This window comes from Vibrio sp. 1731, from assembly GCF_033339955.1.
GTDB lineage: Bacteria > Pseudomonadota > Gammaproteobacteria > Enterobacterales > Vibrionaceae > Vibrio > Vibrio alginolyticus.
This window is the reverse complement of the sequence record NZ_JAWOVO010000023.1, coordinates 62,883-77,844: the sequence shown is the minus strand read 5'-3', so window position 1 is coordinate 77,844 and position 14,962 is coordinate 62,883. Positions and strand designations below refer to the sequence as shown.

Below are 14,962 nucleotides of genomic sequence, written 5' to 3'. Positions count from 1 at the left end.
TAGGTTTTGTTTGGCGATAAAACTCTATCACTTACTACCGTTTTTGTTTTGAGTTCCCGCTTATCCGCGATGAACCTAAAAAAAGCAGCATTAATGCTGCTTTTTATCGTTGTGAATTTTAGCTTTTCTTAATGGCACTATATCTCGTCTGAACCGCCCGCGTCTTTAAACCAAGCAGTTAAGTGCGTTCTTAAATCTTTAAGCTCATCAGGGCCAATCAGGGCTAGCCCTAAGTCTTCAGCACGAGTAATGTCATTGTGACGAAGAGGACGGAAGCTCACCAACATTGCGCGCGCTTGTAAGCCACCTAATAGATCGCGAAGCGATTCTAACTTATATAAAGTATCGTCGCCGTCATCTCTCATGCCTTTGGTTTTGCACTCGATGATGTGCAGCTTGTTGTTTACAACTGTTGCGACATCTAACTCATTGCGTACTTCACTTTCACCAAGTTTACGATAAACCTGAACATTTAACGATCGATCTTGGATCGTCGGCATGGTGTCTTGGATTTGCTTCACGGTGCTGTGAACCAAAGTTTCTAACCACTCACCGTTTGAAAAGCGTCGAGCATCTTCATCTGCAAACGTTAAAACGCCATTCTCATAGGTGGCGATTTCTGCTTCTACTAAATCTGAAAGCAACATGTTGAGCTCACGGTAGCCCTGCTGTTTTTCGGAGAGCTCGACATCAAGCTTTTGTTCTTTGCGGCATGTGGTTGCAAGGTAGTTAAGTGTTGCTAGACCTGGCCCAAGCTCAAGCGCATTTGAGGCCCATCGTTCACCAAGTTCATACAATTTTTTATCAAGAAGAGGTGGTAAATCAACGTGGTGAAACTCGCCGCGTGCACCAAAGATAGTGAGGTAATCTGCAATCGTAATGTGATCTTCGACTTGGGTATCTTCTTTGCCATCAGGGTATAACCAACAAAGCTTATCGCTACTAGGCTCAACCACAAAAATTGGCCAGCGATAGGTACGGAAAACTTCGTACACCGACAACAAGCGATGACGAAGACCACAGCTCGCGTTCAATTTTACATCTTCGCCGCGTTCATGAAGGTCTTTTGCCAGTTTTTGAATTGCTTGTTTGATCAGAGATGTATTAACAGCGGATGGAATTTCAAAAAATTCAGAAGTAATTTCTCGTTGAGCTAAAACGGCACTCAGTCGGTCAAATATATCTAACTGGCTCTTGTCTCCGATGAAGACGATATGTGTGCTTAGCGTACGATTATCTAATAGAGGAGTGACCAATCTCACTGGGTCTTGGTCGATAATACCAACATGAACAGCCATAGATTTTCCTTTTTATGAGGCCGCTCGAAAAGAGTTGTGCAAGGGGATGAGCTGGCCTTATTAATCATATGTAGACATGGCCGACAAAAAACAAGGGCGACTTAACAAAAAGTCGCCCTTATACAGTTGATTGCACTAATTAATGCTCTTAATTATAAAGTATTTATAACTTAAAGCGGTGGACCAATTCATTTTGCTGATGAGCCAAGTGGGTCAGTGATTCACTGGTTTGTGCGATACTCGACATGGCTTGGAAACTTTCATCGGCGATGCTGTTGATATCTTCGATGCTGCGAGCAATGTCTGTTGATGTTTCACTTTGCTCTGCTGCTGCTTGTGAAATGTGCGTACTCATTTGGCTGATCTCAATGATTAGCGCCTGGATCTCTTCCATTGAGCTGTTCGCTTTTGACGCTTGCTCAACCGACATCTCCATATCGCTCATACAGCTTTGTATGACTTGGTTTGCCGATTGTGAGCTAGATTGCAGATTACTGATCATGGATTCAATTTCAGTGGTTGATTGAGTCGTTCTTGATGCGAGTACTCGTACTTCATCTGCCACTACCGCGAAGCCGCGACCTTGTTCACCAGCGCGAGCCGCTTCAATTGCCGCGTTCAATGCCAGTAGGTTGGTTTGCTCCGCAATGTTGCGGATCACATCAAGGATAGACCCAATTTGACCACTCATCTTTTGTAGCTCAGAAACTGCGGAGACCGATTCGTTCAAACGTGTTTCTAGTTGATTAATGGTTGAGATGTTACTGCTCATAACATTTCTGCCTTCTTCAGAGGCAGATTCGACGCGTTGCACCATTTCTAGCGAGCCTTGCGCACTTTGCGCGACTTCCTGCACTGAATGAGACATTTCTGTCATCGCGGTAGCGACGTTTGCCGTTTGTTCGCGTTGAGAGCTCAATTTAATTTGTGCTTGCGAAGAGGTGCGTTCGTTGGTTGTCGCGGTTGACGATAGGTTTTCTGACGCTTCGTTGAGTTTCACCAAGATCTCGTGAAGGTTGTCGGCGAGTGAGTTAATGTGTCCACTCACACGGCTGAATTCGTTGTTATAGCGAATATCGATACGCTGTGTCATATCACCTTCAGTCAGGCCTTCTAACACTTTTAGAATACGAGTCAACGGCTCGCGAACGCTTTGTGCGATGTGGTAGCCAATCGCTGTCGCGAGTAAAACGACAATAACGCCAATGATGATGGCTTTCGTTACACCGGCCGAATATATGTCACCTGCATCTGCCAATGATTCATTGAGCTTATCTGTTGCGGTTGTCGTAAATTGCTCAAGAATCGCCATGGTTGAATCCACTTTATTTGCTAGGTTGGCGATATTGTTATACAAAGCGGCGCGAGCATTGAGGTAATTATTATGTTGGTCTAGCACACCGCCACGCATACCGACGTCACGAGTAAATTGCTCTACAGATTCGCCAAATGCTTTTTCTAGCTCAGGAAGCTGAGTCACCAACCCGCGGAATGCGTAATTCAAGTGCGTTACTGCTTTGCGGTTTTTAGCTACGGCTTGCGTAACAAACTCAGGGTTGGAACTGGCGAGGGCATCAGAGGTAATTACTTCGGCATCTTTTAACTTGATAAAGTAGCTCTTTGCCATGACTTTGACAGAAATGCTGGTTTGATCTGCCACATATTCTTTAAGACCAACCGAAAGTTCGGTATTCAGTTTTTGGAAGCGGCGTGAGGATTTTTGCACTTCTTCTTGAGCCGCGAACATTGCTTCGTAGTTGTCCATGGCCTCTAGAGCTTCTGTAAAATAGCTCTGCTCTAACGTTTTTAACTCTGAAAACGGTTCGGCAAGAGAAGGGTAGATTTGGCTTGCGGTTTTCAGTTGAGCCAATGTGGATTCGAAGCGCTGTTGAGATCTAGCAAATTCCTGACGCATTTCATCCATGCGTTGTTTATTCTCTGTTGTCAGGAAGTCTTTAAATGATTTGTCGGCAGAAAGCAGCTCAACACTGGTTTGATTAGATAACGATACCAACGGTAGGGATGATTTAGAAACCGTGCCAAATTTTCCGTGAATAGCACTCATTCCTCCCATCATAATGGCAATTGTGACGGCAAATAGGATGATGATCAGTGCAAAGCCGGCATACATCCTTTTAATAACTGAACCTCGCATAAGTGAGCTTCCTCTCCCAAAAATAGACAAGCTACCCAAGCATTTTTGAGTTTACTTGGGTATAAAAATAATAATTGTCTTAAAAAAGTAACAAAATTCATTGGATTGTATTCAGTTTGTGACGCGCATTTTATGACGCACACGACAAAAAAGCTTCGTTAATTAGCATTTGATTAATAATGTTAAGTGAACACTGTTTTTATTGAGCTCCGCTTTTGGTTGGCGCATACTAATTGGGGTCTAATTACGTTTATAAAATGGAGTCCTCATGGCGGAAGAAACGATCTTTAGTAAAATTATTCGCAAGGAAATCCCTGCCGATATCCTTTATCAAGATGATTTGGTGACTGCGTTTCGCGACATTAACCCTCGCACACCAAGCCATATTCTCATTATTCCGAATAAACTGATCCCAACAACGAATGATGTAGAAGCTGAAGATGAAGCAATGATGGGGCGTTTGTTCACTGTTGCTAGAAAGTTAGCGAAAGAAGAAGGTATTGCTGAAGACGGCTATCGCCTGATCGTTAATTGTAATCCACATGGTGGCCAAGAGGTTTACCATATTCACATGCACCTACTAGGCGGCCGCCCTCTAGGTCCAATGGTATTGAGCTAAGCTTTTAAAAGTGGGTGGTGATTCACCCACTTCTTTTTCCTGTCGAATGACACATTTGTGGAGATAAATGTGAAACTAGGTGTAAAGCTGTTAGGGCTGATGAGCTGGGCTTTAATGGCCTCTGGCTGCGCGAATTTATCTGCGGGCAATCTGTTTAGCCATTACAGCAACCAGAATCAAGAAGTTTATCAAGCCGTTGTTGCAGGGGAATATGCCAAAGCAAAACAACTTCAATCAAGTGAAGTGGGTGGCGAGATACTTGGCAATTTTGAAAAAGGTCGTATCTCTTTTCTTGCTGAAGATTACCTAACAAGTTTAAATGCGCTAGAAAGCAGCGATCGTGCTGTACGTGTTCAACAAGATCGTGCGACGATATCTGTGTCAGACACGGCAACGAGCGTCGGCTCTCTCGCAGTGAACGACAATCTCCAAGACTATCATCCCGCCGATTACGAACTTGGCTTTTTGCACCTGTATCTAGGACTAAATTACTTACAGAAAAACGATTTAGAAGGGGCACTAGTTGAAGTGCGTCGAGCTAATCAAGTTCAGGAAGCAGCAAGAAAGGCGCGTGAAAAAGAGCTAAAAGCAGCAGAGAAAGACCTTAACAAGCAAGGCATGTCTGCCAATTTAGGCAGTGTGTTAGCGAACTACCCTGATGCTGGTAAAAAACTAAGCGCGGTACAAAATGGTTATCTGTTCTATCTTTCTGGCTTGTTATATGAAGCGTCGCGAGACTTAAACAGTGCTTATGTTGATTACCGACGAGCACTCGCTGTAATGCCAGACAACAAGCAAGTTGTGGAAAGCACCTTATACGCTGCTAAGAAGCTGGGCATGCGTGAAGACTTGCGCATGCTAGAGAAGCGGTATGGTAAAGCACCTTCTGGATTAACTCAGTCACAAGGGCGAGTCATCGTTATTGATGAGCAGGGTGTTGTTGAGGCGATGAAAGGGTGGCGTATTGATTTACCAATTTACGACAGTCGCGATAATGGCGCGATTTATTCGTTGGCGCTTCCTTATTATCAGAACCGAGGTGCTCAACGTTTTAGCGATGTTGTTTTAAATGGTCAGATATTGCCTTCCAGTACGCTGACTGATGTTAATGCGATGGCGCAAAACGATCTTAATGAACGTCTTACTACAATAGTGATCCGTCAAGCTCTTCGTGTTTGGGCAAAAGATCGAATCCGAAAAGAGGCGGCGAAAAAAGGCGATGATGTAGGCAACATACTTTTCAATGTATGGAACACATTGACCGAACAGCCAGATACAAGAAGTTGGCAAACATTGCCAGCGCAAGTGAAAACGGCTTCAAAAATCGTGAAACCGGGAACACAAAGTTTAAACTTGGGTGATCAAACCTATCAGTTTGAAGTGCCTGCACAGCAGACTACATTGGTATGGGTATCTCGTCAGGGAGCACACTCAACCGTGTGGCATAAACAGCTAGGGAGACTGTAATGAAAGCATGGCTTGTTTGTTTAGCAATGGCTATTGGTTTAGTTGGATGCGCCGAAAACACGGCTGGTATTCGAATTGATGGCCAAACGCAAAAAGTATTTTTTAATGATAACGTTTTAGGTAGTCGCTTATTAGTTGACAACATCACCACCACTTACGTTGATGATCGCCCACGAGGAGTCGTGCTGCTGAGTAGCAATTACAAAGGTGATCAGCACATTCTTTACCGATTTTATTGGTATGACAACAATGGTTTAGAAGTGAATACCAAACCTGGTCCGTGGCGAAAAATGATTGTGCGCGGATTTGAGCAAGTCACGTTATCTGAAGTTACTGTGAATCCAAATGGCACAAAATTCCGTGTGCAAATTAGAGAAGCACAAGACGATTAATCTTAACGGCTCTGCCGAAGCTGCCGCGCTAACGATGCGCTGGTATTGAAAAACTAAGGAACTCTCATGAAAAAAAGTATTATTGCTCTTTTAGGTCTTGCCGTCATTTTAGGTGGCTGTTCTAACAAAGTCTCTTACGGCGATGCGCAAGCAACAGAAACCACGACTATCGATTTTGGCTCAACAGATTTACAAAAAATCGCGGCTGAAATGGTGGATAGCATGATGATGTCGGGCTCTGTAGCAGCAATTACTCGTGACCAACGTCCTATCGTTTTTGTTGAGCGAATTAAGAACAAAACCAGTGAACATATTGACACTGAATCCATTACTGACACGATCTCTACTAAGATGTTGAACTCAGGTAAGTTCCGTTTTGTTGATATGGATCGTGTTGAGTCTGTGCGTGAACAACTTAACTTCCAAAATACGGATGAGCTTGTTAACCAAAGCACAGCGATCCAATTTGGTAAAATGGTTGGTGCTCAATACATGCTTTACGGCAACCTATCTAGCATTGTGAAAAATGCAGGTAGCGATAAAGATGTATACTACAAGATGACCATGCGCCTAATGGACCTAGAAACAGGTTTGATTGAGTGGGCGGATGAAACTGAAATTCGTAAAGCGCAATCTAAGAGCCTATTCGGTCTTTAATCGAACAGGGTGGAGAAGTCATCAATGGCATGGTTTTCTTGGCAACAAGCAAAACAGTTAGATCCGAGTCTTAACGCTCTCGATGGCTTCTTTACGGAGCCTCCGGTAAAAGTACAAACTGTTACCGGGGGGCTCACCAACCGTTGTTGGCGGTTGGAATCTTCTCAAGGCCTTGCATACATCTGGCGACCGACCAGTCATGTCTGCAAGGCTTTTTCAATTTCTCGTCACAGTGAATATCAAGTGCTGAATGCAGTCTCTTCATTGGAAATTGGCCCCAAGCCAGTTTTTATTCATGAGCAAGGGTTGCTGGTGGAATGGATAGAAGGAGAGGCTCTGACGGAGTCAGGCTTAGCACTAAGCAATTTATTATCCATTGCGGCGAAGATTCATCAATATCCGATAAGCGCAATTCCTTTGGTTCCATTTTCATATATTTCTCGCATCGATCATTATTGGCTTGAGCTTGGTGGTCAGTATGTGGGGACGGAGTTTGAGGCTTTGTACATGAAGTGGCGCACGGAACCGAACGTTGCACCTGTTCCGCTGGCCCTATGTCACTTCGATCTGGGGTGTTACAACCTAGTGCGAGGAGAGAATGGGGTGAAAGTCATTGATTGGGAGTATGCCGGGATTGCTGACCCTAGGCTTGATTTGACCTTAACTATTCAGGTCGCGAATTCGCCTGTGGAAGAAGCGGTAAAGCAGTATTGCCAAATTCGAGGTGTCGAAGATGTGTCTCTTTGGCTGAGAGGTGTAAAAGCTTGGCAACCAAGAACCTTGGTGATGGCGATGCTCTGGTATCTACTTGCCTATAAATTGTGGGGAGATGAACAATACTTAAACAGTGCGTATGAGTTGAAAGGCTCATTGTGTATGGAAGATCACTGTTTTGAGAACTCGTGATATTTTCCCCTTTAACAGTAAGGAAATAGTGGTAGTTTTAATAAAAGTACCAGATACACACAGGGAGAGGTACACATGATTATTTACTTACACGGCTTTGACAGTACAAGCCCGGGTAACCACGAAAAAGTTCTTCAACTGCAATTTATCGACGACGACGTTCGTTTTATCAATTACAGCACCCTTCACCCAAAGCACGACATGCAACACTTGTTAAAAGAAGTGTCTAAAGTTATCGATCAATCTGATGACCCAAACCCGTTAATCTGCGGGGTTGGTTTAGGTGGTTACTGGTCTGAGCGAATTGGTTTTCTATGCGGTATCAAGCAAGTGATGTTCAACCCGAACTTGCACCCAGAAAAAACGATGGCTGGTCGAATCGATCGTCCAGAAGAGTACGAAGATATCGCAACAAAATGTGTTGATCAGTTCCGAGCGAAAAATCAAGCTCACTGCTTAGTGATTCTCTCTAAAGATGATGAAGTGCATGACAATTCGAAAACGGCAGCTGAGCTAGAAAAACACTATCAAATCATTTGGGATGAAACTCAGTCTCATAAGTTCAAAAAAATCTCTCATCATTTACAAGCGATAAAGGCATTTAAAAATACTTATTAATGTTGAGTGTAGACAGTAAAGCGGCGTTTTTATCGGCTGCTTTGCTGCGATTCCTTCTCTTGAGTATGCCGAGCCACTGTCTCTTTGAAAGGCACATTTTCTTGGTTTAACGCTTTGAATATTGTGTTCTCCTTACCGTTTTCTTACTTCCCTCCTATGTAGCACGAACACCTTGTTGTAGAGTAGTCGAAAAGTAGTCAATCCGTACTCGTTACACGGATTTTGGTTGCCTTCAAAGTTGGTCTCTATATAATGAACCGGACTAAAATAATTTGATAAATATCAAAAAAAATTGAGAGCGAGTAATAAACTTGCCCAAAAAATTCTGGCGTCGTATGCGTACCAGATAAACATGCCAAACCCTGACAAGTCATTGATAGATAAAGAATCAAGGTGAGTGGCAGTTTTTTAATCCAAGTAATTGAGACACCTCTAAGAACCAAGAATTCATCGGTTGGATGGATGCCACAAATGTTTGTGAGTCATGCATCGAGCTGAACCCCATATATTCATTTTTGTAGAGGAAAATCATTGTGACACGCATTATCGTTGTAGGCGGCGGTGCAGGTGGTCTTGAGTTGGCAACTAAGCTTGGTCGAACTCTAGGTCGCAAAAACCGTGCGCAAATTACGCTAGTCGATCGAAAAGCGAGCCACTTGTGGAAGCCATTATTGCATGAGGTTGCTACAGGTTCTTTGGACGAAGGAGTAGATGCACTGAGCTATCGAGCTCATGCAAAAAACCACAGCTTCGACTTCCAAATGGGTAGCCTTCAAGACATCGACCGTGAACGTAAAGTGATCATCTTAAGTGAGCTTAAAGACGAACACGGTGAACTTCTTATGCCAAGCCGTGAGCTAGAATACGACATTCTAGTGATGGCGATTGGCTCGACATCAAACGACTTCAACACGCCTGGCGTTCGTGAAAACTGTATTTTCCTAGACAGCCCTGAGCAAGCACACCGTTTCCGTACAGAAATGAACAACGAGTTCCTAAAGCTGCACGCGAAAAACGGTAACGGTACGGTCGATATTGCGATTGTTGGTGCTGGTGCAACTGGCGTTGAACTATCAGCTGAGTTACATAATGCTGTTAAAGAGCTGCGCACTTATGGCTTCGGTGATCTTGATTCTAGCAAGTTGAACGTCAATCTGATTGAAGCAGGTGAGCGTATTTTACCAGCGTTACCTCCACGTATTTCTTCTGCTGCTCATCAAGAGTTGGTGAAGTTGGGCGTAAACGTGCGCACCGCCACTATGGTGACTAAAGCTGAAAAAGATGGCCTTACTACAAAAGATGGTGAGAAGATCCCAGCTCAAATCATGGTTTGGGCTGCGGGTATCAAAGCTCCAGACTTTATTAAAGATATCGCTGGCTTAGAAACGAACCGTATCAATCAGCTTGTAGTGAAAAACACACTACAGACAACACGAGATGATGACATCTTTGTTATTGGTGACTTAGCACAATGCACCCAGTCTGACGGTTCGTTCGTGCCGCCACGCGCTCAAGCTGCACACCAAATGGCAAGCCAGGCATTTAGTAACATCGTCGCGAAGATCAACGGGCGCGAGTTGAAAGACTATGTATATAAAGATCACGGTTCATTAGTGTCTCTAAGTCGCTTCTCAACCGTTGGTAGTCTGATGGGGAACCTAACTAAAGGGTCGATGATGGTAGAAGGCCGTATTGCTCGTGTCGTTTACATCTCGTTGTATCGCATGCACCTAATGGCGTTGCACGGTGTATTCAAAACCGGTCTGATGATGCTCGTCGGTCGCATTAATCGCGTGCTGCGTCCAAACCTTAAGCTGCACTAAGGTTTTAAATCCACTCTATGTGGATGTGTTGTATCTTAAAAAATGCAGAAGCCACCGCAAGTCGGTGGCTTTTTGTTTATGTTAGATCTGTCGGTAAAAGTGAGAACACAACGCCATCTTTAGGCTTACCCTGAAAAATAAACCGGTTTCTGGCGATGGCTTCTTTTTGCGCACCGACGGACTCAATTAAGGCTTGGCTAGCTTCGTTGTCGGGGTCACAAACAATCTCTAGTCGAGTTAAACTTAGCTTTGCGAAGCAGAATTCTGCTAAGGCTTTAACGGCTTCTTGGGCATAGCCTTGCCGTTGATAGCGGTCGGCAACCCAGTAACCAATACTCGCCATATTAAACGTATGATATAACTCATTAACCGCTGCCATTCCAACCAAAGTGTTACTTTGCCGCTCATAGATACCGAAACCAAAAGCCTCAGTTTTGACCCAGTTAAGACGGGTTGCCAACAGAAAGTCCTGCGCGGTTTTCAATGTGACGTTTTTATCACACCAGTCAAGCCATTGGTGCAGCGAAGGGGATTCTGCAAGTAATCGTTGTAGTGAATGTGCTTCTTCAGCAGGGATGAGCTTGAGCGCTAAGCGGGGCGCAATGATTTCAAAGTCTGGACTCATGAACTAATACGACTTCCATGTTGAGTGTAAGTAAATTGAAAGTTGTCTATTTATACTTGAACGCAGCTATTTTCCTTGCTCTGCGTTGGTTAGGAATAACTGAGGTATAGCAGATAAAAACAAAGCGCAGCTTTGCTGCGCTTTGTCGAACTGCTCGTGCTTATCGAACCCGACGAACTTGAATGATCATACCCATCAACGGGTTATCTAGGTAATGAGTCTCGCTGCTACGCATACGACGCTTTTGATCCATTCGATAACTCTTCAGGAATTTCTCTTCGGTTACTGTCGGCGATATTTCTGCCAAGTTACCGACTTGGACGTTACCATCTACTTCACCTAAGTCATCCGCCAATTGCTCTGTTGAGATTGGTTCAAAACGCACCTCTCTAACACTTGGTTCGCGCAGATCTAGTGTTGTTTCGGCGAAGAGGTAATGCTGTACGTATATTTGGAATCGACCATCTAGTTCATATAAAGGACCATTGACCGTCTCTTCACTGTAACCGTCGCTGGAAAATGTTTGATTGCCATTGATTGGGCGGCCATCTGCTTGATAAGAATCAGAGAAATCTCGCCCGCCAACGATGCGGAAAATTGGGGCGCTAGATTTACCTCGGTCACCTTGACGCCAGGCTACGTGTTTAAGCACTTTAAAGCCGGCATGATTATTTAGTGCCGCTTCTTGCGCGTTGAGACGGAAAGAAGAACTTGGCAAAAGCGTCACGCCTTTAGAGCGGCGGTAGGATTCACTCTCTAGGCTACCGACATTTTCCATATCGATTTTTGGCAGTTGATTCGGCCAAGATTCTGTTGTGCTTTCAGCGTCGACTGCTCGCTTGAAAATGATCACTTCAATATCAAATTGGCGCTGTGCCCAAGAGGGCATTGAGACACATAGAAGCAATAACGGGATCAGTATTCTCATTCGACTATTAGCTCGTTGGTAATAAATTCTGTTTAAAATCATTCAGTAAGTCTTGAACAAACTGAATGCGTTTACGTCGGTCCACCAATGGTACGCTAAACTTGAACTTAGTTGGACCTTCCATTGCAAATTTTTGCGGCTGTGATTGCAGCAGTTTAACTAAATACGCTGGATTTATGTCAGCATCAGGGTAAAACTCGATAAATCCACCTTTATCATGGGCTTCTATCTTTTTCGCTTTTAAACTACCAGCCGAAATTTTCAATTCTGAGACGGCAAGTAAGTTCTTTGTTGCGTCTGGAAGCAGACCAAAGCGATCAATCAGTTCCACTTTTAGCTCTGATAGTTCATCACTGCTTGTGACACTCGCAATGCGTTTGTACATCGACAGTCGTGTGTTTACATCCGGAATGTAATCATCTGGTAAGAGCGCTGGGATTCGCATTTCCACTTCAGTTTGCTCACGAAGCAGCTCATCCAAAGATGGCTCCTTGCCTTCTTTTAATGCTTGCACTGCTTGTTCCAGCATTTCCATATAAAGTGTAAAACCAACGGATTGAATTTGCCCACTTTGCTCATCACCAAGCAGCTCACCAGCACCACGGATTTCTAAATCGTGGGTTGCTAACGTAAAGCCAGCACCTAAGTCTTCCAGTGAAGCAATCGCATCAAGACGCTTGATGGCATCTTTGGTCATGGCTTTTGGATGTGGCGTTAATAAGTAAGCATAGGCTTGATGGTGCGAACGTCCAACACGGCCACGTAATTGATGCAACTGCGCCAAGCCAAGATTGTCCGCACGATCCATGATTATGGTATTCGCCGTTGGTACGTCGATACCGGTTTCGATGATGGTTGTACACACCAACACATTAAAGCGCTGATGGTAGAAGTCATTCATGATTCGCTCAAGTTCGCGCTCGCGCATTTGACCATGAGCCACGGTAATGCGTGCCTCTGGGATGAGTTTCTGTAAGTCTTCTGCCGTTTTTTCAATGGTTTCAACCTGATTGTGCAGGAAGTAAACCTGACCACCACGCATAATTTCACGCAGTACCGCTTCACGGACCACTGGCTCTTCTTTTTGTCGAACAAAGGTTTTAATGGCTAAACGACGTGCAGGAGGTGTCGCGATGATCGACAGGTCTCGCATGCCACTCATTGCCATATTCAGTGTGCGTGGAATTGGTGTTGCGGTGAGGGTAAGAATGTCCACATCCGCACGCATTGCTTTGACTTTTTCTTTTTGACGAACCCCAAAGCGGTGTTCCTCATCAACGATCAACAAACCTAAATCTTTGAATTTAATGTCGCTCGAAAGCAGCTTATGCGTACCAACGACAATATCGACTTTACCATCGGCAACGTCTTGCAGAATGACTTTTTGTTCTTTGGCAGATTTAAAACGAGACAGTACTTCAACTCGGATTGGTAAGTTGGCAAAACGGTCACGGAAGTTTTCGAAATGCTGCTGAGCAAGCAAGGTTGTTGGTACGAGTACGGCGACCTGTTTACTGTTATCCGTTGCGACAAATGCTGCGCGCATAGCGACTTCCGTTTTACCAAAGCCCACGTCACCACACACTAAGCGATCCATCGCTTTTGCCTGGCACATGTCTGACAAGACGGCATTGATGGCCATCGCTTGGTCATCTGTTTCTTCAAACGGGAATGTTGCTTTAAATGTTGCGTATTGCCCACGATCTAGCTCAAATTTGAAGCCAGGTTTTAATTCTCGTTTAGCATACACATCCAGCAATTCTGCCGCGACATCACGCACTTTTTCTGCCGCTTTACGACGTGCTTTTGCCCACGCTTCACCACCTAATTTATGCAGTGGCGCACTCTCTTCAGCGCCGCCAGAATAACGGCTGATAAGATTCAGTGATGAAACTGGCACGTAGAGCTTGGCATCGTTTTGATACTCAAGAGTGACGTATTCCGTTTTCATACCACCGGCTTCAAGTGTTTGTAAACCGATGTAGCGGCCAATACCGTGATCAATATGAACCACAGGTTGACCGGGTTTTAGTTCCGCAAGATGGCGAATAACGGTGTCACTGTTGACAGCTTTTTTATCTTTGCGGCGTCGCTGGATAACACGGTCACCGAGTAGATCACTTTCGCAGATCAGAGCGAAGTTCAGCTCTTCGTGAATGAAACCATGCTCTGCTGCGCCTAAGATCAAGCTGAATCGATCACCCGAGTCTAGAGCTTGGTAAAGTGAGCCATGTACGACTGGCCGAACTTTGATGCCTTGCAACAGCTCCGTTAGTGCTTCACGACGACCTTCTGACTCTACCGAGAAAACGATTTTTCCGCTGAATTGCTCACTAAACTGACGAAGGCGCGAGAGCGGCTCTTTATTTTGTTGCTGAACGCCAAGCTCGGCTAACGATTGTACGGGTAGGTTTTGACGACCGGCACGCTTAACCACTTTATCTAGGCTCAATTGAGCGATAGGGAGCTGTTTTAGTTGACTGAAAAGTTCGTCTTTTTTCAACCAAAGCTGTTCAGGAGTCAAAAGAGGACGCAACGGATCAACTTTTTTCTGGTCGTATCGATATTCGACATCGGTTAAGAAAGTATCGACCGCAGATTCGATATCACCATATGTGATGACTTGAGAGTCTTCTGGCAAATATTCAAATAAAGTCTCGGTATGGTCAAAAAACAGCGGCTGCCAATACTCAATACCAGCGGGCCACGTGCCTTTGGTCACTTGCATGTAGATTGATTCAGGCTCGCGGCGTGCGTCGAACTGGGTGCGCCAACGTGTACGGAAATCTTCAATCGCTTCTTTAGTGGTTGGGAACTCATGTGCAGGCAGCAATTGGATTTGCTGAATATCGTCGATAGAGCGTTGGTTCTCTGGATCAAACGTGCGAATGGTATCTATTTCATCATCAAAGAAGTCGATGCGGTACGGGTCATTGCTGCCCATAGGAAAGAGATCCAGAATAGACCCACGACTTGCATATTCACCTGGTCCAAATACTTGATCTACATGGCGGTAGCCTGAATTTTCAAGTTGTACACGTAACTTCTCTAGCGAGAGCCGATCACCAGTTTTCACCATTAAAGTGTGTTGCAACAGAAAATCACGTGGCGATTGGCGTTGCAATACTGTACTGACCGGGACGATGGTTATGCCATCACGTTGACTTGGCAGTTGGTATAGGCGTGCGATACGTTCAGAGATGATTTCTTGATGCGGAGAAAAGTTATCGTAAGGCAGCGTTTCCCAGTCGGGGAACAGGCTTACCGTTTGGTCGGTGAATTGCTCAATCTCTGCCTGAAGCTTTAAAGCGATTTGCGGGTCAGGCACAACGAGTAGCGAGTGACTCGAATGCTGCTTGGCCAGCTCTGCAATGGCTAGAGGTAGAGCTGCGCCCGGCAAATTACCTAGCTGTTTTTTGTCGCCACGCTCTGAAGGGTTTGTGACGGAAAGAATCGTTGCTTTTGTCATAGGAA

The 14,962-nt window shown here is 44.7% G+C and carries 12 protein-coding genes; 7 read left to right on the top strand and 5 right to left on the bottom strand.

The window, feature by feature from the left end; genetic code table 11:
* Window positions 1-137: 137 nt before the first annotated feature.
* Window positions 138-1,298 carry a DUF1887 family protein gene (locus tag R7035_RS20930; RefSeq protein ID WP_064353735.1) on the bottom strand — a complete coding sequence of 387 codons (1,161 nt, stop codon included), beginning with the start codon at window positions 1,296-1,298 and terminating at the stop codon, window positions 138-140.
* Window positions 1,299-1,461: 163 nt separating this feature from the next.
* Window positions 1,462-3,453 carry a methyl-accepting chemotaxis protein gene (locus R7035_RS20925; protein WP_115385839.1) on the bottom strand — a complete coding sequence of 664 codons (1,992 nt, stop codon included), beginning with the start codon at window positions 3,451-3,453 and terminating at the stop codon, window positions 1,462-1,464.
* A 268-nt stretch (window positions 3,454-3,721) separates the two neighbouring features.
* Here R7035_RS20925 and hinT point away from each other — a divergent pair, with 268 nt between their 5' ends.
* From hinT to R7035_RS20890, 7 genes are all read left to right on the top strand, one after another.
* Window positions 3,722-4,072 carry a purine nucleoside phosphoramidase gene (gene hinT / locus R7035_RS20920; protein WP_005378473.1) on the top strand — a complete coding sequence of 117 codons (351 nt, stop codon included), beginning with the start codon at window positions 3,722-3,724 and terminating at the stop codon, window positions 4,070-4,072.
* A 69-nt stretch (window positions 4,073-4,141) separates the two neighbouring features.
* Entirely contained in the window at window positions 4,142-5,539 is a 1,398-nt protein-coding gene (locus R7035_RS20915) for a COG3014 family protein (RefSeq protein WP_065274288.1), read from the top strand.
* Complete coding sequence (locus tag R7035_RS20910; RefSeq protein WP_064353738.1) at window positions 5,539-5,931, top strand: YcfL family protein; 393 nt, start codon at window positions 5,539-5,541, stop codon at window positions 5,929-5,931. Before R7035_RS20915 ends, R7035_RS20910 begins: the two co-directional genes overlap by 1 nt.
* 66 nt (window positions 5,932-5,997) lie before the next feature.
* The gene (gene lpoB / locus R7035_RS20905) at window positions 5,998-6,588 is read left to right on the top strand and encodes a penicillin-binding protein activator LpoB (RefSeq protein WP_005378467.1); all 591 of its coding nucleotides are present in this window, start codon (window positions 5,998-6,000) and stop codon (window positions 6,586-6,588) included.
* Window positions 6,589-6,612: 24 nt separating this feature from the next.
* Window positions 6,613-7,494, top strand: a complete 882-nt coding sequence (gene thiK, locus R7035_RS20900) for a thiamine kinase (protein ID WP_149191934.1) — start codon at window positions 6,613-6,615, stop codon at window positions 7,492-7,494.
* A gap of 75 nt (window positions 7,495-7,569) precedes the next feature.
* Window positions 7,570-8,112, top strand: coding sequence for an alpha/beta hydrolase YcfP (gene ycfP / locus R7035_RS20895; RefSeq protein WP_005378464.1), 543 nt, complete (start codon window positions 7,570-7,572; stop codon window positions 8,110-8,112).
* Window positions 8,113-8,645: 533 nt separating this feature from the next.
* The gene (locus tag R7035_RS20890) at window positions 8,646-9,935 is read left to right on the top strand and encodes an NAD(P)/FAD-dependent oxidoreductase (RefSeq protein WP_005378463.1); all 1,290 of its coding nucleotides are present in this window, start codon (window positions 8,646-8,648) and stop codon (window positions 9,933-9,935) included.
* Between the two features lie 76 nt (window positions 9,936-10,011).
* On the opposite strand, the gene R7035_RS20885 is transcribed toward R7035_RS20890, so the two are convergent.
* The 3 genes from R7035_RS20885 to mfd form a co-directional block, all read right to left on the bottom strand.
* Complete coding sequence (locus tag R7035_RS20885) at window positions 10,012-10,560, bottom strand: GNAT family N-acetyltransferase (RefSeq protein WP_005387823.1); 549 nt, start codon at window positions 10,558-10,560, stop codon at window positions 10,012-10,014.
* Between the two features lie 160 nt (window positions 10,561-10,720).
* A complete protein-coding gene (locus R7035_RS20880) occupies window positions 10,721-11,488 on the bottom strand; it encodes a peptidoglycan binding protein CsiV (RefSeq protein WP_256901031.1) in 768 nt (255 codons plus the stop codon).
* A 7-nt stretch (window positions 11,489-11,495) separates the two neighbouring features.
* On the bottom strand, window positions 11,496-14,957 hold the full coding sequence (gene mfd, locus R7035_RS20875) for a transcription-repair coupling factor (protein WP_033905041.1): 3,462 nt from the start codon (window positions 14,955-14,957) through the stop codon (window positions 11,496-11,498).
* Window positions 14,958-14,962 lie beyond the last annotated feature (5 nt).

Excerpts from the sequence above, each read along its gene's own strand:
- R7035_RS20930 (WP_064353735.1), bottom strand. The coding sequence starts at position 1,298 with ATGGCTGTTCATGTTGGTATTATCGACCAAGACCCAGTGAGATTGGTC.
- R7035_RS20925 (WP_115385839.1), bottom strand. The coding sequence starts at position 3,453 with ATGCGAGGTTCAGTTATTAAAAGGATGTATGCCGGCTTTGCACTGATC.
- hinT (WP_005378473.1), top strand. The coding sequence starts at position 3,722 with ATGGCGGAAGAAACGATCTTTAGTAAAATTATTCGCAAGGAAATCCCT.
- R7035_RS20910 (WP_064353738.1), top strand. The coding sequence starts at position 5,539 with ATGAAAGCATGGCTTGTTTGTTTAGCAATGGCTATTGGTTTAGTTGGA.
- lpoB (WP_005378467.1), top strand. The coding sequence starts at position 5,998 with ATGAAAAAAAGTATTATTGCTCTTTTAGGTCTTGCCGTCATTTTAGGT.
- thiK (WP_149191934.1), top strand. The coding sequence starts at position 6,613 with ATGGCATGGTTTTCTTGGCAACAAGCAAAACAGTTAGATCCGAGTCTT.
- ycfP (WP_005378464.1), top strand. The coding sequence starts at position 7,570 with ATGATTATTTACTTACACGGCTTTGACAGTACAAGCCCGGGTAACCAC.
- R7035_RS20885 (WP_005387823.1), bottom strand. The coding sequence starts at position 10,560 with ATGAGTCCAGACTTTGAAATCATTGCGCCCCGCTTAGCGCTCAAGCTC.
- R7035_RS20880 (WP_256901031.1), bottom strand. The coding sequence starts at position 11,488 with ATGAGAATACTGATCCCGTTATTGCTTCTATGTGTCTCAATGCCCTCT.
- mfd (WP_033905041.1), bottom strand. The coding sequence starts at position 14,957 with ATGACAAAAGCAACGATTCTTTCCGTCACAAACCCTTCAGAGCGTGGC.